This window comes from Vibrio sp. 11-4(1), from assembly GCF_013048625.1.
GTDB classification, from domain to species: Bacteria; Pseudomonadota; Gammaproteobacteria; order Enterobacterales; family Vibrionaceae; genus Vibrio; species Vibrio diabolicus.
The window spans coordinates 129,955-150,113 of the sequence record NZ_VHSY01000001.1 but is presented as its reverse complement, the minus strand read 5'-3'; the positions used below and the strand labels follow the sequence as shown (position 1 = coordinate 150,113).

General features: G+C 42.9%; 18 protein-coding genes and 1 pseudogene. 14 read left to right on the top strand and 5 right to left on the bottom strand.

Annotated features, from left to right (window positions below; all coding sequences use genetic code 11):
• Positions 1–296 precede the first annotated feature (296 nt).
• Positions 297–1,241, bottom strand: coding sequence for a ribosome biogenesis GTPase YlqF (gene ylqF, locus FKN16_RS00660; protein WP_005376521.1), 945 nt, complete (start codon positions 1,239–1,241; stop codon positions 297–299).
• Positions 1,242–1,919: 678 nt separating this feature from the next.
• On the opposite strand from ylqF, the pseudogene FKN16_RS00655 reads away from it, so the two are divergent.
• The 4 genes and pseudogenes from FKN16_RS00655 to FKN16_RS00640 all read left to right on the top strand — a co-directional run bounded on the left by FKN16_RS00655 (position 1,920) and on the right by FKN16_RS00640 (position 5,620).
• Positions 1,920–3,074, top strand: a pseudogene (locus tag FKN16_RS00655) (EAL domain-containing response regulator).
• Positions 3,075–3,078: 4 nt separating this feature from the next.
• Entirely contained in the window at positions 3,079–3,228 is a 150-nt protein-coding gene (locus FKN16_RS00650) for a hypothetical protein (RefSeq protein ID WP_170901748.1), read from the top strand.
• Positions 3,229–3,234: 6 nt separating this feature from the next.
• Positions 3,235–4,596, top strand: coding sequence for a GGDEF domain-containing protein (locus tag FKN16_RS00645; protein ID WP_170901747.1), 1,362 nt, complete (start codon positions 3,235–3,237; stop codon positions 4,594–4,596).
• Between the two features lie 136 nt (positions 4,597–4,732).
• Positions 4,733–5,620, top strand: a complete 888-nt coding sequence (locus FKN16_RS00640; RefSeq protein WP_046876026.1) for a LysR family transcriptional regulator — start codon at positions 4,733–4,735, stop codon at positions 5,618–5,620.
• Here the strand turns inward: FKN16_RS00640 and FKN16_RS00635 are convergent.
• Complete coding sequence (locus tag FKN16_RS00635) at positions 5,617–6,225, bottom strand: response regulator transcription factor (protein WP_168187758.1); 609 nt, start codon at positions 6,223–6,225, stop codon at positions 5,617–5,619. The genes FKN16_RS00640 and FKN16_RS00635 overlap by 4 nt on opposite strands.
• A 478-nt stretch (positions 6,226–6,703) precedes the next feature.
• Between FKN16_RS00635 and FKN16_RS00630 the strand changes: the two genes are divergently transcribed.
• A complete protein-coding gene (locus FKN16_RS00630) occupies positions 6,704–7,684 on the top strand; it encodes a chemotaxis protein (protein WP_025998672.1) in 981 nt (326 codons plus the stop codon).
• Between the two features lie 48 nt (positions 7,685–7,732).
• Here the strand turns inward: FKN16_RS00630 and FKN16_RS00625 are convergent, their stop codons facing one another.
• Complete coding sequence (locus tag FKN16_RS00625) at positions 7,733–8,263, bottom strand: prepilin-type N-terminal cleavage/methylation domain-containing protein (RefSeq protein ID WP_046876029.1); 531 nt, start codon at positions 8,261–8,263, stop codon at positions 7,733–7,735.
• 446 nt (positions 8,264–8,709) lie between these two features.
• Here FKN16_RS00625 and FKN16_RS00620 point away from each other — a divergent pair, with 446 nt between their 5' ends.
• From FKN16_RS00620 to FKN16_RS00605, 4 genes are all read left to right on the top strand, one after another.
• Positions 8,710–9,432 carry a sulfite exporter TauE/SafE family protein gene (locus FKN16_RS00620; protein ID WP_005395248.1) on the top strand — a complete coding sequence of 241 codons (723 nt, stop codon included), beginning with the start codon at positions 8,710–8,712 and terminating at the stop codon, positions 9,430–9,432.
• 101 nt (positions 9,433–9,533) lie between these two features.
• Positions 9,534–10,460: an EamA family transporter RarD gene (gene rarD / locus FKN16_RS00615; protein WP_170901746.1), complete on the top strand. Its 927-nt coding sequence runs from the start codon at positions 9,534–9,536 to the stop codon at positions 10,458–10,460.
• A 207-nt stretch (positions 10,461–10,667) separates the two neighbouring features.
• Positions 10,668–11,054 carry an MAPEG family protein gene (locus tag FKN16_RS00610; RefSeq protein WP_170901745.1) on the top strand — a complete coding sequence of 129 codons (387 nt, stop codon included), beginning with the start codon at positions 10,668–10,670 and terminating at the stop codon, positions 11,052–11,054.
• Complete coding sequence (locus tag FKN16_RS00605; RefSeq protein WP_170901744.1) at positions 11,048–11,581, top strand: DNA mismatch repair protein; 534 nt, start codon at positions 11,048–11,050, stop codon at positions 11,579–11,581. The genes FKN16_RS00610 and FKN16_RS00605 overlap by 7 nt, the downstream gene beginning before the upstream one ends.
• Positions 11,582–11,873: 292 nt before the next feature.
• Here FKN16_RS00605 and FKN16_RS00600 read toward each other — a convergent pair whose 3' ends face one another.
• Positions 11,874–13,238 carry an endonuclease/exonuclease/phosphatase family protein gene (locus FKN16_RS00600; RefSeq protein ID WP_170901743.1) on the bottom strand — a complete coding sequence of 455 codons (1,365 nt, stop codon included), beginning with the start codon at positions 13,236–13,238 and terminating at the stop codon, positions 11,874–11,876.
• Positions 13,239–13,590: 352 nt separating this feature from the next.
• Here FKN16_RS00600 and FKN16_RS00595 point away from each other — a divergent pair, with 352 nt between their 5' ends.
• The gene (locus FKN16_RS00595) at positions 13,591–15,696 is read left to right on the top strand and encodes a M4 family metallopeptidase (protein ID WP_170901742.1); all 2,106 of its coding nucleotides are present in this window, start codon (positions 13,591–13,593) and stop codon (positions 15,694–15,696) included.
• Positions 15,697–15,846: 150 nt separating this feature from the next.
• Positions 15,847–16,161, top strand: a complete 315-nt coding sequence (locus tag FKN16_RS00590; protein ID WP_170901741.1) for a multidrug efflux SMR transporter — start codon at positions 15,847–15,849, stop codon at positions 16,159–16,161.
• Positions 16,162–16,243: 82 nt separating this feature from the next.
• Here FKN16_RS00590 and FKN16_RS00585 read toward each other — a convergent pair whose 3' ends face one another.
• Positions 16,244–17,149, bottom strand: coding sequence for a DMT family transporter (locus tag FKN16_RS00585; RefSeq protein WP_005395238.1), 906 nt, complete (start codon positions 17,147–17,149; stop codon positions 16,244–16,246).
• Positions 17,150–17,333: 184 nt separating this feature from the next.
• Here FKN16_RS00585 and FKN16_RS00580 point away from each other — a divergent pair, with 184 nt between their 5' ends.
• The 3 genes from FKN16_RS00580 (at position 17,334) to FKN16_RS00570 (ending at position 20,017) form a co-directional block, all read left to right on the top strand.
• A complete protein-coding gene (locus FKN16_RS00580) occupies positions 17,334–17,792 on the top strand; it encodes an NUDIX domain-containing protein (protein ID WP_170901740.1) in 459 nt (152 codons plus the stop codon).
• A 114-nt stretch (positions 17,793–17,906) separates the two neighbouring features.
• Entirely contained in the window at positions 17,907–18,479 is a 573-nt protein-coding gene (locus FKN16_RS00575) for a GNAT family protein (RefSeq protein WP_170902003.1), read from the top strand.
• A gap of 125 nt (positions 18,480–18,604) precedes the next feature.
• Entirely contained in the window at positions 18,605–20,017 is a 1,413-nt protein-coding gene (locus FKN16_RS00570; RefSeq protein WP_170901739.1) for a coniferyl aldehyde dehydrogenase, read from the top strand.
• Positions 20,018–20,159 lie beyond the last annotated feature (142 nt).

Below are 20,159 nucleotides of genomic sequence, written 5' to 3'. Positions count from 1 at the left end.
ATTCATATTGCGGATTTTGGGGAGAGTGTCACTAACCAGGTTGCATAAGTTTGCAGACCCTTGCAAACTCGACATTTGAGGGTTGGATGGTGGCTGTAACTCTATAGGGGCCCGGGGTCTAAACTAGTTTGTGCTTAAAGTTTATACGGCGATTTTGCGGTGTTTTTTTCGTGCTTCATATCTGGATTTTGTATGAGGAATATAAAGTTTGAAAAGTGAAAAAATGGGCGCATTAGATAACAAAAAAGGCGCGAAAATCGCGCCTTAAAATATGATTGGAAAAAGATAATATCAGTTTATCGCTTATTACGTAGATAGCGCTTGCGGCGCTCTTCTTTACGCTTCGCTTTTTCTTCTTCTTTACGAGCGGTTTCAATCTCGACTTCAATCAGCTCTTGAGTGATCATTTCTGGGCGCTCTAGTGTAATTTGGCCTAGTGTCCCTTGGCGAAGTTCGTGCAACAAAATCTCTGATACTTTGTGCAAGTCCACACGTCCACCTGCGCGTAGTGCACCACGGCGACGACCAATTTCTTCCATGATCTCGATATCTGATTCAGGAAGCTCTTCGATTTGGTAACGCTCTTTAAGCTTGTCTGCATAGTGGGCTGCTAGGTACTCAATGGTGTAAAACGCAACCTCGTCGTATTCCATTGCAGTATCTTTTACAGCGCCAGTAGCAGCTAAACGGAAGCCACTGTGTGGGTTTTCCACTTTTGGCCACAGAATCCCTGGTGTATCGGATAAAACGATGCCATTTTGCAGGTTGATGCGCTGTTGACGACGTGTTACCGCTGGCTGGTTACCTGTCACCGCGATCGTTCGACCAGCTAGAGTATTGATGATTGTCGATTTCCCAACGTTTGGGATGCCCATGATCATGGTACGAATGTTTTTACCGATCTCTTCACGGTGTGGGGCAAGTTTACGGCAAAGCTCCATGATTCGATGCACTTCTTGCGGTTCTGACGTCGTGATCGCCATTGCTTTTACGTGTTGCTCTTGCTCCAAGTGCTCAATCCATAATTGAGTTAACTCAGGATCGGCCAAATCACGCTTATTCAAGACTTTAACGACCGGCTTGTCACCACGGATTTGAGAAATCAAAGGGTTTTCACTACTGAAAGGAATACGAGCATCCAGTACTTCGATGATCACATCCACTTGTGGGATTGCTTCTTCGATCTCTTTACGTGCTTTGTGCATGTGGCCAGGAAACCACTGGATTGAGTTATTAACCATTTGAATTTAATACCTTAATTTTCTTACTGCTCCAACGGGCGTACGAGTAGTAATTTGAGCTTCGAGCAGCATAGTTTTAGACAGAGTGTGTTAAAACCGTACTTACTTTTGTGGCTCTGTACCGCAAAGTTGAGCGTTTCTTTCGTGTTAATGAGCTAGTTTATCACGGAATGAAGGCGAAGCATTCAAGATGTAGACAAAAAGCCACGGTTTACAAACGAGCAAGCAAACATTTGTTGAGTATGCTCGCCAACGGACTTACAACAAGTATTCACTTTGGTGAGATATTAAGCGCAAATATTGTGTAGTCAAAGGTGGATTGTTTTGTCGGTTTTTTCTGACTTATTTCAAATTTTTATCTTTATATCAGCAATTTATATTTCATTTCGCTATTAGTCGAAATTTGACTTTTAGCCGACACAAATTAATCTGACTGCCCAGTCCGAGTAAGGCTTTATGCTCAGTACGATAAGTCGTATTACAGCGTTGTCCGTTGCCACATTTTTGCCAGTAGTTTCTTTTTTAACTCATTGATAGTGACAGTTATTGAGAACAGACAAGCAGACTGAGTTTTACATTGAGGCTGAGTAATGCTGGTCGATTTTGATCAGCGAGTGGCAGGATTAATTTAACCAATCGAGCAGGAGATCGAAAATATAGACTATTGGATAGAGATAAATGAATACACAGCTTAATGTGATGGTGATTGATGGTCATCCTCTACAAACCAAGATACTTACCCAAATATTGGGTCATAGTGGCGCTTCAGTCAGTACATTCAATTGTGTGGACACTGCTAGTCAATGTGCACAAGAGCAATATTTTGATGTGATCTTTTGCGATCTCCAGATGCCGGGAAAAGGCGGTATCGACATCTTGGAAGTATTCGACCAAATTCAGTATCACGGGCAAGTCGTGCTAGTCAGTTTGTTGGAGCAGAGCATCATCTCGGCAGTACGAGAAATGTGCGAAGGGTTTAGTTTTGAGATATTAGGAGAACTGCCTAAGCCGTACGACGAAATGCAAGTGGTTAAACTCCTCAACCAAATAAAAGATGAAAGAACGCGAAAAACAGCGTTTGCTCAACCTATCGTACTGCAAGACCAAGAGTTTTTATTTGCTTTGGGTGAAGGGCGAGTGAAGAATTATTACCAACCTTTGGTAGACGCACACAGTGGTGAGCTTTTAGGTTATGAAGCGTTAGCGCGTTGGGTGCATCCTATTTATGGCGTGTTGTTACCAAACCACTTTCTTCCGATCGTAAAACGATGCCATTTGTCTTCTGAACTTTTTCAATCAGTGCTGATTAATACAATCTATGACATCAACAATAGGGGATTAACCCAAAAGGTCTCGATTAATGTCGACCACGAAAACTTGAACGACCCTGACTTCTCGCATCGTTTTATTCAACAATGCTCGGAAAGTGGTGTCGACCCGTCACAAATCACCATTGAGATTACAGAGCGGGAAGCTTTCCAAGCTAGCACGTCTATCTACAAAAACCTCATCAAACTCAGAATGAAAGGTGTCACGGTATCAATTGATGATTTTGGTACGGGCTCATCTACATTTGAAAAGTTGGCAAAGTTACCTTTTAACGAGATCAAACTTGACCGCGTTTTTGTATACGGAGCGAGTGAAGACCTGAAAAAGAAAAGCATTGTCATCGCTATTTGTGCTTTAGCGAAAAGCCTCAATATTCGTATTGTTGCATAAGGTATCGAAGACGAAGTAACCTATAAAACCATGCGCGAATGTGGAATAGACATCTGCCAAGGCTTTTACATTTATAAGCCCATGCCGTTAGAGGTAATCACTATTTTGAAGTAAAGATATGAAAAAATTGAACTGTTTGATCTTTGATGATCAGATGCTTATCTGTGTGGCTATCAGTGATAAAACCGAGAGTACCAACAAACGTCGATTTCTAGACAAGTTTAATGTGAATAATGTTATTGAACTTGCAAAAGTAGTAGGAACATAAAGTGTTATGAATGTAAGAAGTTTTGGTTCTTCTTTTGCGGTTGCGATGTTGTTATTTATTGTATCGGTGACCATGATTGGTGCTGTTCTCATCTCTTATGAGGAGAAGCAATTTAATACGTACGCTAACAATTTAGCAAAAACAAAGCAGAAGGTTATTCTGCTAGGCTTGTTGACCGAAGCTCAATTAGCGCAGTATGAAAACTTCAGCATCGAACAAATAGAAGTACTGACTGACTTCAGTTTTCAAGATGCAATTTATGCTTTAAGGCCGTATAAAAACCTAGATTATGTAGAAACTGTTGCTCGTAAAGCCCTACACCAAGCAGAAGCTCATTTGTCCAATGTCTACGATAGAGAAGACGCCATATTGTACTTTCGGTCTTACACTAGTGACAAACTCATCTTAGAACGACCAATCCCAGATCTAGAGGGCTCTAAAGAGACGTTTGATATAGAATGGTGCAGAGTGAATTACGCTTGTATTCTTGCCGCGTGGAAAGAGCAGCTCTCCGACCGAGTTCTTATCTCTAAGCCCTTCAAAACCACGTATTCAGATGAGATGGCATTAAGTATCATGAGTCCCGTCTACTATAGAGGGAAGCTTGTCGGCGAATTTTCGGAACAACTGTATTTATCATCGCTTTATAATGAAGGCAAAGCCGTTGACGTAGAGGTTAGTAACGGAAATAAGCAGATAATTATTTACTTTCCGAGCTACCCCTTGGCTCATTTTGCTTACACTCAATCCTATGTTGCCGACAATAATAATCTTGTTATTTACCAATATCCGTTTAGTAAAATAGTGGTGGACTACAGCTTTATTCTTGTCATCTATTCTGTCGTAGCGTTCGCTTATTATCGAAAAGCCAATGAATCTAAACAGAGCAAAATTCAATTAGAAAATGCTCTGAGTGATGTAACGCAAGATGACTTGACCGGATTATTAAATCGGCGAGTATTTAAAGAAGAGCGGTTTAAACATCGAATGGAGGTTGAACCATACTCTATCATTGCGATTGACGGAAATCGTATCAAGAAGATTAATGATCGTTACGGACACCATGTTGGCGATGAAGTCATTGTTATTATTGCAGACTCAATGAGAAAGGTTTTTCGGAACAGTGACTACTTAGTCAGGACTGGTGGTGATGAGTTTATTGTCATTTTGCCCGGATGCAGCATGAGCAAAGCTTCCATGTTAGCGAAAAAGCTCCGTAGCGTTGTTAAACACAATCGTTTAAATACATTAGATATAGAGATCAGCGTTAGTACAGGTGTTGCTGTGCGCGGAGAGGATGAAACGCTGCAAGAGGTGATCGTGAGAGCAGATGAAGAGTTATATGAAATGAAAAAACAGCGTGTTTGAGGACAACAATACATAACCATGACATAACTGTTTGATAAATTTGACCAAGCAGTACCCTTGGTCTTTTATATTAGTCGAGCAATGCATAATGCTCCTTTGATTGCTGATTATCATAAGACCCAACTGGTACTGTATCGTGAACAAAGACCTTGATCTAAACCTATTAAAAATACTGGTTCTGTTAGAAAAGCATCGTCAGCTTAAACCCGTAGCGAAAGCCTTGGGCAAGAGTGAGGCGTCGATCAGTAAATATCTTGCTCGCTTACGCATCCAACTTGGTGATGAACTATTCATTCGTCACCCACATCATTTAGAACCCACCAACTTTCTGATGCGTCAGCTACCCAAAATTGCAGATGCATTAGATAACTTAGAAACATGCTTAGTTCGATCAGAATTCAAACCAGAAAAATACAGTAAGGATATAACGGTCTGTTTACCCCAAACGGCTCAGTACTCATTTGGACACTTGTTGGCGATGGATTTAATGACGCTGTTTCCTAAAGCTCATATTACTGTCGCAACCATTACTGAATATACGGTGGACGAAATCCTTTTAGGCAAAGTGGATGCCCAGCTTCATTACTTCAATGATGAATTGCCAAAATCTATCCATCAGAAATTTATTGGCTACGCGCCTGCTGTGGTTGTTGTTCCGGAAGAGCTTGGGATCACCACTCTTGAAGAGGCTGCCAAACTACCATTTATTATGCTTGAAATTATCGGTTGGAAAGAGAAAGAGCAGCTTGCAAAACGAGCAATGGAGAATCACGGTATGGTGATCAATCGAATTGCAGCGCTAGATAACGTGAGCAGTGTGCTAAAGCTGCTCAAACAAAAAAAGGCGGCGACGGTTTTTCTGGAGTATCAGGCGCCAATCGAAGGATACCGTTTTATTCGTATTCCTGAATCTTATTACCCCAACGGCTGGCCAAAGGTTGTACTTCAGATGAAGCAAAGCCATCGTCACGATGCAATGCACCAGATATTAACCGATGCCATTGCAAAATATATGAAGAACTAACGATCGCATTGAATGTTTTCAGCGCTTGGGATCGTATGCAGTAATTCAATCAATGAATTTGCATGGTATTTTTTCAAAATACGAGTTTTGTAAGTGCTGATGGTTTTAGCGCTGAGCGATAGTTGTTCTGAGACACGTTTATTTGAATAGCCCTGAGCTAAGTAGTGGAACACCATGGCTTCGCGATTGGATAGCGTGACATCACCAGTAGAAGGAGCGTGAGTAGACTTAAACATAGAGTACCCACGTGAGACGCTCACAATCGCGTCAGCAATCGCTTCTTTTGTCTCGTTTTTATTCAAGAAACCATGAGCTCCCATCTCGTAAGCCGCTTTAGAAAGGCTGGAATAGTCGCGTGAAGAAATGAAAAGTAATTTACCTTGATAGCCCGTTGCTAAAATATTCTTCGCCAAACGCATACCATCTCGATCACCAAGGACAACGTCTAGAATAATAAAATCAATTTTTGTATTTCGAACTAAGTCCATTACTTCTGCGCTGTCTTTTGACTGAATGACTTCGGCTGTGTTGATTACGCTCTCAACAAGAGAAGTCAGTGCTTCGCTGTAAAGTGGTTGGTCATCAATGATAAGAACATTATTCAAATGGAGCCTCACTACTATCCGAACTGTCATACCGCCCAACGCAATATGATTGTATTAAGAGGGATTGTAGGAAAAACCTTGCTGATGGAAAGGAAAATGACATTTTCTATAATTGAAATTCACTGAGCACAATTGAATAAGATACTGTCGAATACGCCAATACACGAGGGATTTCATATGTGTGGGAATAGTGATAGGCCAACGAAAAACATCAATATTAACCCTAAACTTTTTATCGAAATGGCCGCTAAAAGTGGGAAGGTAAGCTCGCACTAAGTTAACTCATGTTATCCTGTTCAAAAATGAGACATTTTTTCACAGTTTGATATGGAAATGTGCGTTGGCCGTCCTTTTGGTGGTTTACAAACTTTGTTGTAACGACTAAAAAGGATGCTTGGATTTTTAGCCTGAGAATGGCTTCTCATGGCGTTTGCATCAAACTTTTTCTGATGCGTATTTTGGTTGGATAATTGGCTTTATGAGTAACGTAACCAGCACCATTTTGACAGAAAGTGGTACCAATGAGCTTGAAATCATCGAGTTTCATTTAGAAAAAACATTGCCGGATGGCAGCACAAAAACTTGTTATTACGGCATCAACGTTGCGAAAGTACGAGAAGTGATTCGCGTACCAGAGACAACCGATTATCCAAACGCACAACCTCACATGATCGGGGTGTTTTCGTCCAGAGATGTATTGACGCCTTTAGTAGATTTAGCTGGTTGGTTAGGTGTACCAACACGCCAGGACCTAGAGCGTAAGTTTGTTATCGTTACTGATTTCAACAAAATGACCAATGGCTTTCTGATTGATAGTATTTCACGTATTCATCGTATCTCTTGGAATGATGTGGAATCACCAAGTCAGTTTTTGGAAGCGGGCGAACAAGATTGTGTAGTGGCCGTTGTTCGCAAAGAAGGCAACCTGATCATGATTCTCGACTTTGAAAAAATCATCGCGGATATTAACCCAGAGCTGAGTATGGAAAAATACGATGTGAAAGGGGATAAGTCGGTAGATCTAAACCAGAGAATGGTGGGTAAGCGTAATGCTAAAACGATCATGGTGGTGGATGACTCAGCATTTATTCGCTCTTTGATTCAAGATACATTAGCTTCTTCAGGTTACAATGTGATCACTTGTAAAGACGGTGGTGAGGCTCATGAGAAATTAATGAGCTTAATCGAGGTCGCGAAAGAAGAAAACTTGCCAGTTAAAGAGCTGTTAGATGCGGTGGTTACAGACGTAGAAATGCCTCGAATGGATGGTATGCACTTAGTGAAGAGACTACGCGATACTGAAGCGTTTCATGAAATGCCGATCATTATGTTCTCATCATTGATGAGTGAGGATAACCGAGCGAAAGCACTGTCTCTTGGCGCAAATGATACGATTACCAAGCCAGAGATTGGCCGTATGGTGAATATGATGGATAAATACGTATTTAACTTTGCGTAAACAAACCCGATAAGATTAAAAATAAGGCTGCCGATGGGCAGCCTTATCTTATTGTGGGCATGGAAGAATTTTTAAGGTGTAACTTTCGTTTGGAGCCTGCGGTGGTCCATATAAAATCCCGCATTGTGTCAGGCTTGCTCTTTTTTCGTCTACTGCTGCAATGACCATTTCTCGTGTTGTTGAACCCGCTGGGTGATGAAATGTTTTCCAATCTGAGCCTTCTTCGTTCAGCCCTTGCACAAGCAATTTCATCGACTCGCTATCAGAATCAGGATACCCATATAAGAAAACACAGCGTTTTGAACCACCAATATTACAACCGTCAAATGGTAAATCGGCCATTAAAGCACTGTCTACGAAGTTTGAAACGTAAGATTTGCTCTCCAACCCTGCAATCGCCATTTTCCCATAACCGACACCGAGCGCTGATGCAATCGCGCCCTTCATGCCTTCTAAACGCGCTTCACGCGCATCACTTTGAAGGTTTAAAAAGCGTGGTGCGGCAGTGACAGCAAGAATGCCAAGCACGACAATAACTACGACTAACTCTATTAGAGTAAATCCAGTTTGTTTTCTCATATTATTTTCACAGCAAGTTAAAGGTAGAAAAAGTAACACTGACCGTACACTTGTTGTTGTGTAAATAAGTACGGTAATGACAAAATGATCAATAGTATAAAGCGATGAGTCATAAAGTGCTATACCGACGTAGTGAGAATCGATTACGCCTATATAGAGCGGGAGGAGGGTTCAAAGATCTAATGCGGCCGTTTTTGAGCAGTCATTAATTCCGTGGAAGAAATGCTGCATGAACAGTCGAGCATGAATTCGCCTAGATATAAGCATACGCGTACATCGGCTGAATGAAAGACGAAAAGAAGTGACGGCAAACCGCACAAATGGATTGTCTTTTTGTTCACTTTGATGAATGCTACGCGAGATTAATATCACAACACACTCGACGCATTCATTGTGCGAATGTGCTTTGCTTTCGTGTTTGGCTTTCAAATATAAGAATAATCTAAATGGAATTCGATTCGATAAACTTGCTTGCGATAGGGCTAATATTTCTTGGCTCTTATGTACAAACCGCAATAGGCTTTGGCTTGGCAATTGTTGCCGCACCTTTACTGATTCTTTGGGCGCCGGAGTATGTGCCTGCACCAATCTGTTTAGTCGCGTTATTTATTTCGTTGATGAATGCGATGAAGCACCGCAGTAGTGTTGAAATCGGCGGTTTAAAAATGGCATTGATTGGGCGTGTGCCCGGATCGGTCGCTGGCGGCTTGCTACTGTTTTTTGTCTCGACTCAAGCTCTTACACTTTGGATTGGTTTTTTGGTGTTATTCGCGGTTGTGGTGAGTGTTTTACCGTTTCGGGTTGAACCCACACCAGCGCGTATGACATTAGCAGGATTCTTTTCTGGATTGTTTGGTACCAGTTCGGCGATTGGAGGCCCACCGATGGCGCTGTTGTTGCAACATCAAGAAGCGAATCAGTTACGTGGTAACCTATCGGCATTTTTTGTTTTCAGTTCCATCATTTCGCTCGTTGTTCAAATTCCTGCTGGTTTCTTCACATTACACCATTTGGTGATTACTATTCCGCTATTACCTGCGGCAGCGCTTGGGTATTGGCTCGCGATGAAAACCACCCAATCGTTACCAAAAGAAAAAATTCGGTTTGGAGCACTTATGTTGTGTTTTGTGAGTGGGTTTACAGCAGTAGTACAAGCGTTGAACCAGTAATGCCCTCAGCATCTTAAACTCACAGGGATATCGATCTCCTTTTATTATGCATAGCGCCATTTGTTTGCGCTGACTTATTCGTTTAGATGAGCGATAGTTTTATGAATAACACTCGTTATGGCACTTTTATGGCAGCATTCTCCTTTGTAATTTGGGGGCTGCTACCCATTTATTATCGTTATTTACCGAATGCTTCAATGGATGAGTTGCTGGCATGGCGAATCATCGGCTCAGTTCCTGTAGGTTTTTTAATTGTGCTTGGTATAACCCGTCGAGGACCGAATTGGAAAGAAATCTGGTGTGACAAAAAATCTTTGTGGTATACGTTTGTCGCGAGCAGTTTGATGTGTATTTCATGGAGTGCGTTCACTTGGGCCTTGACTCACCATCGAGTCATTGATGCAAGCTTAGGCTTTTTTATTGGACCGTTAGTGTCAGTGGCACTAGGCGTGTTTATTCTTGGAGATAAGCTTTCAAAAGGTAAACTCATCGCAATTGTGCTAGCAACAATTGGCGTGATGTATCAAGTGATTCATTATGGCCAGTTGCCTGTTATCGCACTAACGATGGGGTTGTTCTTTGCTTTGTATGGGTTGTTCTTTGCTTTGTATGGGTTGTACAAGAAGAAGATAAAATATGACTGGAGCACCACCTTGTTTGTTGAGGCCCTGCTATTGACTCCTGTTGCCGTGGCGTATTTGTTTTACAAACAATGGACAGTGGGTGAGCTGGCTTCAGGCGTAGATATCACAACATTGCTTTTGTACTTTGGCAGCGCACCGATCACGCTTTTACCACTGATTTTTTATTCTATAGCGATACGTATAACAAACTTATCGACAGTTGGTTTAATGCAATACATTGAACCAAGCTTGCAGTTTGTTTTGGCTGTCATGTTTTTCGGTGAACTGTTTGACGAAGTTAAAGCAGTGACCTTTGCCTTTATTTGGGTGGGGCTGTTATTTACAATCTTTGAAAGTATTGTCAAAGGGCATAAGCGTAAAAAGCTGGCCAATCATCCTTTATAGTGCACCATTCTTGAATATTCACGATTTCACTCTCACGCCCTCTATTCGAGGGCGTTTTTAGTTCCATAAGGTATTCTCTTACTCGTTTTCTTATATTCGAGTCAAAGCATAATTTGAGGTTAACTGACGCATTATCATTAGGATACCGCTATATTTATAGCCAAGTAACACGCTATATAATGAAAACCGGATTAAAAAGGACGACATATGATCACAGCTCTATACGCTAGCATTCTTGCAATACTGATTATTTGGTTGGCCGTTCAAGTGATTAAGCAGCGTCGCTTAAATCAGATTGCTTATGCTGACGGAGGAGTGGAGGCTCTCCAAATCGCTCGTAGTGCACAGAGTAACGCGACAGAATATATCCCCATTACTCTGATTCTAATGGCACTATTAGAATCCAATAGTGCTTACCCAACCTGGATACATCTCACAGGCATTATTTTCGTGATCGGTCGAATTATCCATGCTCGAGGTATATTGAAAGAGGACTTAAAAAGGCGTGTTAGGGGCATGCAGGTGACATTCCTAGTGATACTTTCGCTGGTTGTGTTGAATATGATTTATCTTCCGTACGATAAGTTATGGTAAGTCTTCGTAGCTATATCCCGCCGCCATGGGTACTCGTTCTGATTGGGTTAGTACTGAATATTGGCGCGATCGTTCTTACTAGCTTGGTCCTTGATAGGCTTGGCAAACAGTATTCGCAACTCGCAGAGCAAAAGGCGGAAAACTTGTATTCCATCCAACTCGCGTGGAATAGCGTTGAAACTCTAGAAAGAAAAAGAGAGGCGTTGCTGCTTCACTTGCACATAGGTCAGAGCGCAGCGATACCTTCGGAGATAGAACAGATATTGGAAGGGCACTTATCCTCTTGGACTCATCACGAATCGGATGAAATACAAATAGATAAACTCCCTCAGCTAATGTCAAAGATAAACCACGCACAAGCTTCGTATAGAGATCGCATTGATGACTATTACATTGAGAATGTAGAGCTCAATGAGGTAATGGCAAAGCAAGATGAAAAGATCGCTTGGTACAAGAATATCGGGCTCTTCTTGCAAGTATTCGGACTCGCATTAATCCTCGCACGTGATTTGGCTAGGACGCCATAGAACAAAAGTTAATGGTAGGGTCTATTGCGAAATGCCAATTATAATTTGCAAATTGCAATTCATTGCGTGAGCAAACAGTGGCTATTGGTGAAGTTTTAATGAAAGTGGTTAAATAACAACCTGTTTTGTGCGCTACAAAGTTGGCACGTCTCATGCTTTAGTATGAGTGACCCTTTCTAAGCCGAGGGTCACCTAGCCAACTGACGTTGTTAGTGAACTACTTTGTTCACAAATATATACAGCCAATCACGAATCCTTGTGGTTGGCTTTTTTTTTATTTAAATGGCACAGTTTAGAACTGTGCTTTAATCCAGATCATGCGATGGTCGGAAGACACATCTTTGCCATCACCATACTTACCAATACGCGCATCGTTAAATAGCTTACGACCTTCTTCATAAGAAGCTGACCAGTATACGCCAGAGTCCACCACATTTAGGTTTGCAGAAGGCAAGGAATAATCTACACCTAAGCCAAACGTCGAAGTGATGCGATTCGGATATGGGTGAGCTGAGCTGCGGTCAACAGCGTGTTCGGCTGCACCAAAGCTTGTCGGGTAAAGATCGCCATTCATCACGGTTTGGTTAACCAATGGATCATTATGCAGTTCTTGCATTACAGAGCTAATACCGTCACCGGCCACGGGATCAAGGTTTTGATCGCCCATCATTACGAATTTAGCCCCGCTCGCTAAGCCGCCTTTCTTACCTGCATCGTCGTAGAAATAGTCTTTACCTTGAATGTAGTGATGCCAGAACTCTACTTCGGCTGCGTTTTGCGCTTTGTTTTTACCTGGATCGAATACTGGTGGAGTAGGGTGCGACATCAGTAGATGCACAACTTCCTCGCCATTGCGAGTCGGAATGATAATTGGTGCATCTACGTGGTTTTTAGAAGATAGGCGTACTTGATCCCATTCTTCTGCAGAGTACCACTCATCACCACACTTCATGCCATCTGGAATCTTTTGTGAGCCGTCACAGATAGTAATGGTTGGAATCTTCGCACCTTCCATATCTTTCCATTTAAACGCTTGGAACGTGCGCGTATTTGCCGTATCAATCTTGTATTTAGACATTAGGGCAAAGGCGTATTGACCGTGGTACATGCCAAAGCCCCATGCATCGCCCGGCATTTGACTTGCTGTTCCATTGTTGTCGAGGTCAAACTCGCTTAGCAAACCTGTGTTGGTAGAGTAAGACTCCGCGTAAGGATATTCGATAGGTTCAAGATTCGCTTCACCGCCTGCACCATTGATGCTTTGCGCGACAGACAGGTAGTTCTTCTGGAAGCCTTCAAGGGCAGCTTTGTTTTCGCCTGTTCCGTCGTTGTTGTATTCCGCCATCATAAGAACGTCAGGGCGATTCTTCTGAATAATCGCAGCAACGTTTCGAATTTGAATGACTTTTTCCGCAGTGGTTTTGTCTTCAGCGGCGATAGAACCGTCTAAATAGGCAGTAACCAATACAGTTTGCTGCGCTGGTTCAATTTGCATTTCACTCACTAAAGCTTCAAAAGTTGCACGGTCAAAAGAGAGGTTGTAAGTCGCTACTTTTACTTCTTTAGGCTGAACATTGACGTATTCAGTGTCGTCATTACATCCAGATAATAGAGCGGCGCCAACAAGGAGAGCGATAGAGGTTTTGATTGTTTTCATGGGTACGTCATACCTTATAATTGATTCGGCTGAATATTAAAGTCATCAGTAATTGTTTTAAGCGATATCAATCACACAAACGTTTTCATATTTACATGTTCAATTAGTTTTTGTGTGATTTGTGCAATAAACGCAACACTTTCAACACCAAAAGGTTATATGCAAATTGTTAAAAAACGGTGTCGCTTTTAATAGATGAAATGGCACTAAAACATAAGCTGTATGATTGTGTGTGCTAAAATCAATGAGCGGGATGATTACGATAAGTTTGACTTCACTTTCGGGTGAGAAACAAACAAATAAGAACTGGTCAGTTTGGCTTTGCTATTGATGCAAAATAGGGGGCTAACCGATGGGTTCAGTATCAAGCTATCAGAGCAGGCTATTTGTCACGGCAATGCTTGCTTCACCACTTCTTTTTTCAACACCTTTATCCGCCGCTCAGTCCGAACGGTTAGAGCAAAACCATGGTCTTGTTGTTGCTTTAGAAAAACGCAACCTTGCAGCCACACAAAATATAGATCGTGTGTTAGGTTTACAAAATGGAAATCGTGTACAAAAGTTGAAAACCAACCAAGGTAAAAACGGCGGTACGCATAGTCGTTATCAGCAGATGTTTAAAGGCGTCCCGATTTGGGGCAAGCAAATTGTCGTACATCGTGATAAACAGGGCCAAATCAAGCATATCAACGGCACTCTTGTAAAGGATATTGCCCGAGATATCAATGATATGGTGCCTAGATTGTCGCTTTCTCAAGTAATGTCTTCAACGCAAAAGCCGTACCGTGAAAACGGATACCAAATAGAGAATCAGCGCCAAGGTTTGCGTATTTATGTCGATAAAAGTGACGTGGCGCACTTAGCTTATATTGTCCAGTTTTTTGCTGATAATGAGCATGGTGGTAAGCCTACGCGTCCCACCTTTCTTGTTGATGCTAAAACAGGAAACATTTTGCTGCAATATGGAGGGTTAGCGCACGTAGAAGCGAATGGTCCGGGAGGAAACCAAAAAATTGGTCGTTATCATTATGGTGTGGACTTTGAGTCTCTATTAGTCCAGCAATCTGGTGATACGTGTTTGATGGATATTCCTGGCGTGGTCAAAACCATCAACTTGAATGGTAGGACGTCTGCTAATACACATACGTTCGTTTGTCCAACCAATAGTGTTAAAGAAATTAATGGAGCGTACAGCCCGTTAAATGATGCGCATTACTTTGGCAAAGTGGTGTACGACATGTACAAAGATTGGCTGAATACTGCTCCCTTAACGTTTCAGCTTCAAATGCGAGTGCATTACCGCAAACGCTATGAAAACGCCTTTTGGAATGGCTCGAGTATGACTTTTGGCGACGGTGCGAGTTATTTCTATCCTTTAGTGAGTTTAGATGTCTCAGCGCACGAAGTTAGCCATGGATTTACAGAACAAAACTCTGATCTGATTTATTCAGAGCAATCTGGCGGAATCAATGAGGCTTTCTCAGATATGGCAGGTGAGGCGGCTGAATTCTATTCACGTGGTTCTAACGACTGGAAAGTTGGGTACGATATTAGAAAGGCTGCCAATGCGGCGCTGCGCTACATGGATAATCCGCCCCTTGATGGTCGTTCAATTGATCACGCGTCTCAGTATGTGAGTGGCATGGATGTGCATTATTCAAGTGGTGTGTTTAACAAAGCGTTTTATCTATTGGCGGTTGAGTACAATTGGGGAACGCGACAAGCGTTCGAGGTTTTTGCGTACGCTAACCAGAACTACTGGACGCCAAGCGAAACGTTTGACTCTGCAGCTGCGGGTGTATTGGCGGCCGCCCAAAGCTTAAACGTGGCGGCGAATGATGTAGCCGACGCTTTTGCTCAGGTCGGTGTTTCAGTTGATGGCGGAGTCGTCGAGCCACCGTCTAGCACGTGTGAAGCTATCGCCCTAAACAATGGTGTTTCCAGCAACATAGACTCTTCATCTACTGGTGAGTGGCATTGTTTTACGATTGATGTGCCTACCAACAGTTCAGATTTTACTGTTACCACATCGGGAGCAAACGGCGATGCGGATCTTTACGTTAAGCTGGGAAGTGAACCAAGTTTAACCAGCTACGATTGTCGCTCATACAGTAGCAACAGTAATGAAGCATGTAGTATTACTTCTCCGAATGAAGGAACGTGGCACATTGGCGTGTACGCTTACAGCAGTTACAGTAACTTGAATGTGGAAGCAAGTTATGTAGGACAAGAAGCGCCACCAACATCTGATGAAGTTACTACACAATCAATCAACAATGGTAAAACGTGGACGGCGATTATTACTGGTTCTGGCTTGATGAATGGCGTGTGGAATGTTATTTCAAATACGCCGTGTGATAACGATAACGAGTGCAGTTTATCCGGTATCGGAAAGAAAACCAGTGAGGTTAGCTTTACGTTGACGGATGGTACCGTATTCATCATCGCTAAGCCCTAGCGATTTTTATGTAAAGAGGCCCTGAAATATCAGGGCCTTATTTTTTTACGTTCAATTTTCTGTATATAATAGCGAGTCACAAAGAAGTGAGGACGACCTCACCGCTCTATCTTTTCTCGGGGACGACCCCATCTCGTTGGGAAATATGACATGGCTTGGGGAATTCTCTTCATTGCTGGCTTATGCGAAGTGGCATGGGCTGTCGGACTAAAATACTCACAAGGTTTTACCAAATTGGCGGCATCTGGCTTTACCGTTACGTTTATGGTGTTGAGCTTTTGGTTACTTGGAATTGCATTAAGGACGCTACCACTCGGTATCGCTTACGGCGTTTGGGTAGGTATAGGAGCGATTGGAACGGCAATCGTCAGTATCTACATATTTGACGAGCCCGCGACGCTGATAAAATTGCTGAGTTTACTGCTTATTGTTGCCGGTATCGCTGGATTAAAATTATCCGCTTAACGTCAGGTTAAACATAAAAAGAAAGCCAGAGTCGACTCTGGCTTTTTACGTTTTAGTGTTGTCTCGCTTTGGGGCTGAAGGGTTAAGCGCTGCGCTTAACGAATGGCAATCGCAAATGGTGGCCAAATACGTTAATGAGTGCGCCCGCTACAATTAGTGCACCACCGATGTACGTCCAGATGAGCGGGATTTCGCCGAAGAAAATGATGCCTAACAACACAGAAAATACGATCTGAATATACGAGTAAGCAGACGCTTTGCCCGCTTGCTGAGTTTGCATTGCTTTGGTTAATCCCAATTGCCCAACTTGGGTAAATACACCAACCAAAACCAACATGAAAGTCAGATACAGGTCGGGCATAACAAAATCATCGCCAATCAGTAAGAGTGAAGCGGGTAGAGCAACCAGAGGGAAATAGAAAATGATCACTGAACTATCTTCAGTTTGGCTAAGTTTTCTAACAATGACATAAGCAATTGAGCTACCAAATGCGCCCAAGATTGCAATCATTACGCTAAACATAGGTAAAGTGCGCTCTGCTTCTTGTCCTGTTTCTGGACTTACCATTATATAGATGCCGAGTAAGCACAAGGCAATGCAAAGGAACGTCGATGGTTGAATGCGTTCCTTCAAGAAAAAGACGGCTAGGAGCGCAGTAAATACTGGGTGAATGTATTGGAAGATGGTCGCTTCTGCCAAAGGTAAGGTAGTCACCGAATAATATACGCACATCAATGCCATGGTGCCCACTGCGCCACGCGCAAACAGTAATGGCTTATTATTGCCCCATACAGAAATTCGTTTTCGCTTAACATCTAAATAGCTGATAACAAGTGAGACGAGTGCCCTCGCTGCAACAATCTCAAATACAGGGATACCATGAAGACTGACATGCTTTACTGTGGCAGACATTAGCGCGAAACCGAATGCGGAGAGCACCATAAAGCGCACACCAATGGGAACCAGAGTGTTGAATGAATTAGACATTTTACTGCTCATTTGTTGCGACAGATCGCACTTTAGCATACTCAGCTCACAAAATGATCCGTGATATTTAAACACATCTGCCGAGAGTGAGAATAAGCAGTAGACTATGGGTTCTCAAGCAACCCTATCTTTCATTCGCGCATGGAGCGCATCTAGGAAATATCTAGATATTTAAGGAGCATACATGATCCCAGTACAAGCTACGCATACTTCTGGCGTTGTCATTTCTAAAATTGATGGCGTCGATAAAATACTGTTGCTCAAACGTGTTAATGGTGGTTATTGGTGCCATGTTGCTGGTGGTGTAGAGGCCGGTGAAACCGGATGGCAAACTATTCTCAGAGAACTGAAAGAAGAGACGCAAATTGACGATGTTGAGTTACATACTGCAGACTTTCTAGAACAGTTCTACGAAGCAAAAAATAACCGCATCATGGTTATTCCATGCTTCGTATTATTTTGTCCACCTAACCAATCGGTTGTACTTAACGAAGAACACACAGAGTATTGTTGGTGTACGCTTGAAGAAGCAAAGCGACTAGCCCCGTTTGCAAATCAACACCACCTTTACGAACATGTGTGGAGGCATTACGTGGATGTGGAATCGTTGACGCCATTTACGTTGATTGAACAAACAGACTAGACGAGAACGCCATCCTTTTAAGCACGTTTGACATAACGAATATGGAAGTTTGTTCTCAACGCAATGAGGCGGTAGGATTTGTGAGTAGTGTTTACTGAAAAAGGGATAATGTGGATGGATGAGGTCATGTGCCAAAAGGCGTATCAAGGAAATAGCATGCAGGCCAGTTTTTCTGTTTCAGAAAGGGTCTCAATTGAGCCTCTCACCACCAAACACGCGACTGTTTTACTGGAAGTGGTGAACACGTATCGAAACAGCCTCTCTGGCTATTTGCCTTGGACGGACTTTGTGACCAACCGCAGAGAAGCGGTGAAATACATCTCTCAGCGCGTGAACAGCAAAGCGTTAGATGCCCACTGGTGCGCTATTTATTTTGATGGGCAGTTTACGGGTGTTATTGGCATTAAAGGTGTGGATTCGCACACACGCGTCACTGAGATTGGCTATTGGCTTGCCAACAATGGGCGAGGACACCGAGTGATCGACCAAGTACTCGCGGTGTTGATTCCTTTTTTGAAGCAGAAAGGGCACGCGCAATTCATCCAATTCCACTGTATGGAAGACAACATTGCCAGCATCAATATTGCTGAGCGTGCTGGTGCTACATTAAAAGAATACATTGATCACGAGTTCGAGACGCTTGACCGCTCTCAACGGCTCGGCATTTATGAGTTGCGTCTGACTTAGCTCCAAACCCACTGATATTTTAATCAGAGTTCGAACTCTAATTTCGCGAACGCTACAATAGTAACATTGTTGCGCTCGTGTTAATTTGGAGCGTCATTGGTTGAAACTAGGTTAGGAGAAGCATCATGAACGCAATCGCAGAGGTTGAAGTGGACAACCTGTTACAACAAAGCCTTGATCGCTTAAAAGCGGCGTATGCCGCCGAACCTTATCCTAGTTTGGATGAGCGTAAGCAGCGCCTTGTCTTGCTAAAACAAGCTCTGATAGCGAATAAACAAGCATTGGTGGAAGCGCTGAGTGACGATTTTGGTTATCGTTCCGAATTTGATACCGCCATGACCGACGTTTTGCCGACGGTCTCGCACATCAATTACACCATCAAGCAGCTAAAAAAGTGGTGCAAACCAAGTAAGCGTGAATCCGGTCTGTTGCTTGCTCCGTCGAAAGTGACTGTTCAGTATCAGCCACTCGGCGTGGTCGGGATCATTTCGCCGTGGAATTTTCCTGTCATTTTGAGCCTTGCGCCTTTAGTTACTGCTTTGGCCGCAGGTAACCGTGTGATGATGAAGCTCAGCGAATTTACGCCCAAAACCAATAAAGTCATCGTCAATATTTGTCGCGAGTTGTCTGAATATGTCGAAGTATTTGAAGGTGAAGCGGACGTTGCACGATCATTCAGCCAACTGCCATTCGATCATCTTTTGTTTACTGGCTCGACAAATGTTGGTCGCGCTGTGGCAAAAGCAGCGGCTGAAAACCTGACTCCAGTGACGTTAGAACTGGGTGGAAAATCTCCGGTGATCATTGCAGAAGATGCAGACATGAAGAAAACCGTTGATGCGATTTTGTTTGGTAAATGCATCAATGCCGGTCAGATTTGTGTCGCGCCAGATTACGCGTTTGTACCACAAGAACGCGTCGAAGAGTTCATTGCGCTGTTCTTAAAACGTTTTGAAAAACTCTATTTGAAATCCAACAAGAATCAAAAGCTGACCCATATTATTAATCAACGACAGTATGATCGTTTGACTGCGCTACTTGAGGACGCCAAAGCTCAGGGCGCAAGCATCCATACTGTTGAAGCGTCACCTCAACAGGAAAGGCTTTTGTATCCTCATTTGATCACAGACGTGTCGACAGATATGCGCATCATGCAAGAGGAAATATTTGGGCCATTTCTACCCATCAAGCCTTACAAAGCGATAGACGAAGCGATTGACTACATTAATCAGCACCAGCGACCTCTTGCGCTGTATGTTATGTCGGACAACAAATCGACCATCAGACATATTGTACGCAACACACACAGTGGCGGCGTCGGCATTAACGACACGGTATTACACGTTGGCGCTGAGGATGCGCCTTTCGGTGGCGTTGGTGAATCAGGCATTGGTCATTATCACGGAGTGGAAGGATTCAGAACCTTTAGCCACGCGAAAACCGTACTCCACACGCCGAAATGGCTACCAAGGACGGGGGCATTAATGCGTCGCAGAGCTATGGCGATAAAAGCGATTCAAAAGATTTTTGTTCGATAGTGGTTGGATTGAAAAAAAAACGCCCAAACGGGCGGTTTTTTTGGTTTCTATGCGTTCTAAATTGCGGATTACTAAAAGCCGAGAAGCTTCCGACATGCACCGCCAATAGAAAAAGAAAGGCTCTTTTTGAAAGAGCCTTTTT

Bases quoted from the DNA above. Each gene is read 5' to 3' on its own strand.
- FKN16_RS00650 (WP_170901748.1), top strand. From the start codon at position 3,079: ATGAAAAAATTGAACTGTTTGATCTTTGATGATCAGATGCTTATCTGT.
- FKN16_RS00570 (WP_170901739.1), top strand. From the start codon at position 18,605: ATGAACGCAATCGCAGAGGTTGAAGTGGACAACCTGTTACAACAAAGC.
- FKN16_RS00605 (WP_170901744.1), top strand. From the start codon at position 11,048: ATGGTAAGTCTTCGTAGCTATATCCCGCCGCCATGGGTACTCGTTCTG.
- FKN16_RS00575 (WP_170902003.1), top strand. From the start codon at position 17,907: ATGGATGAGGTCATGTGCCAAAAGGCGTATCAAGGAAATAGCATGCAG.
- FKN16_RS00600 (WP_170901743.1), bottom strand. From the start codon at position 13,238: ATGAAAACAATCAAAACCTCTATCGCTCTCCTTGTTGGCGCCGCTCTA.
- rarD (WP_170901746.1), top strand. From the start codon at position 9,534: ATGAATAACACTCGTTATGGCACTTTTATGGCAGCATTCTCCTTTGTA.
- FKN16_RS00595 (WP_170901742.1), top strand. From the start codon at position 13,591: ATGGGTTCAGTATCAAGCTATCAGAGCAGGCTATTTGTCACGGCAATG.
- FKN16_RS00630 (WP_025998672.1), top strand. From the start codon at position 6,704: ATGAGTAACGTAACCAGCACCATTTTGACAGAAAGTGGTACCAATGAG.
- FKN16_RS00610 (WP_170901745.1), top strand. From the start codon at position 10,668: ATGATCACAGCTCTATACGCTAGCATTCTTGCAATACTGATTATTTGG.
- FKN16_RS00580 (WP_170901740.1), top strand. From the start codon at position 17,334: ATGATCCCAGTACAAGCTACGCATACTTCTGGCGTTGTCATTTCTAAA.
- FKN16_RS00625 (WP_046876029.1), bottom strand. From the start codon at position 8,263: ATGAGAAAACAAACTGGATTTACTCTAATAGAGTTAGTCGTAGTTATT.
- ylqF (WP_005376521.1), bottom strand. From the start codon at position 1,241: ATGGTTAATAACTCAATCCAGTGGTTTCCTGGCCACATGCACAAAGCA.
- FKN16_RS00645 (WP_170901747.1), top strand. From the start codon at position 3,235: ATGAATGTAAGAAGTTTTGGTTCTTCTTTTGCGGTTGCGATGTTGTTA.
- FKN16_RS00585 (WP_005395238.1), bottom strand. From the start codon at position 17,149: ATGTCTAATTCATTCAACACTCTGGTTCCCATTGGTGTGCGCTTTATG.
- FKN16_RS00620 (WP_005395248.1), top strand. From the start codon at position 8,710: ATGGAATTCGATTCGATAAACTTGCTTGCGATAGGGCTAATATTTCTT.
- FKN16_RS00590 (WP_170901741.1), top strand. From the start codon at position 15,847: ATGGCTTGGGGAATTCTCTTCATTGCTGGCTTATGCGAAGTGGCATGG.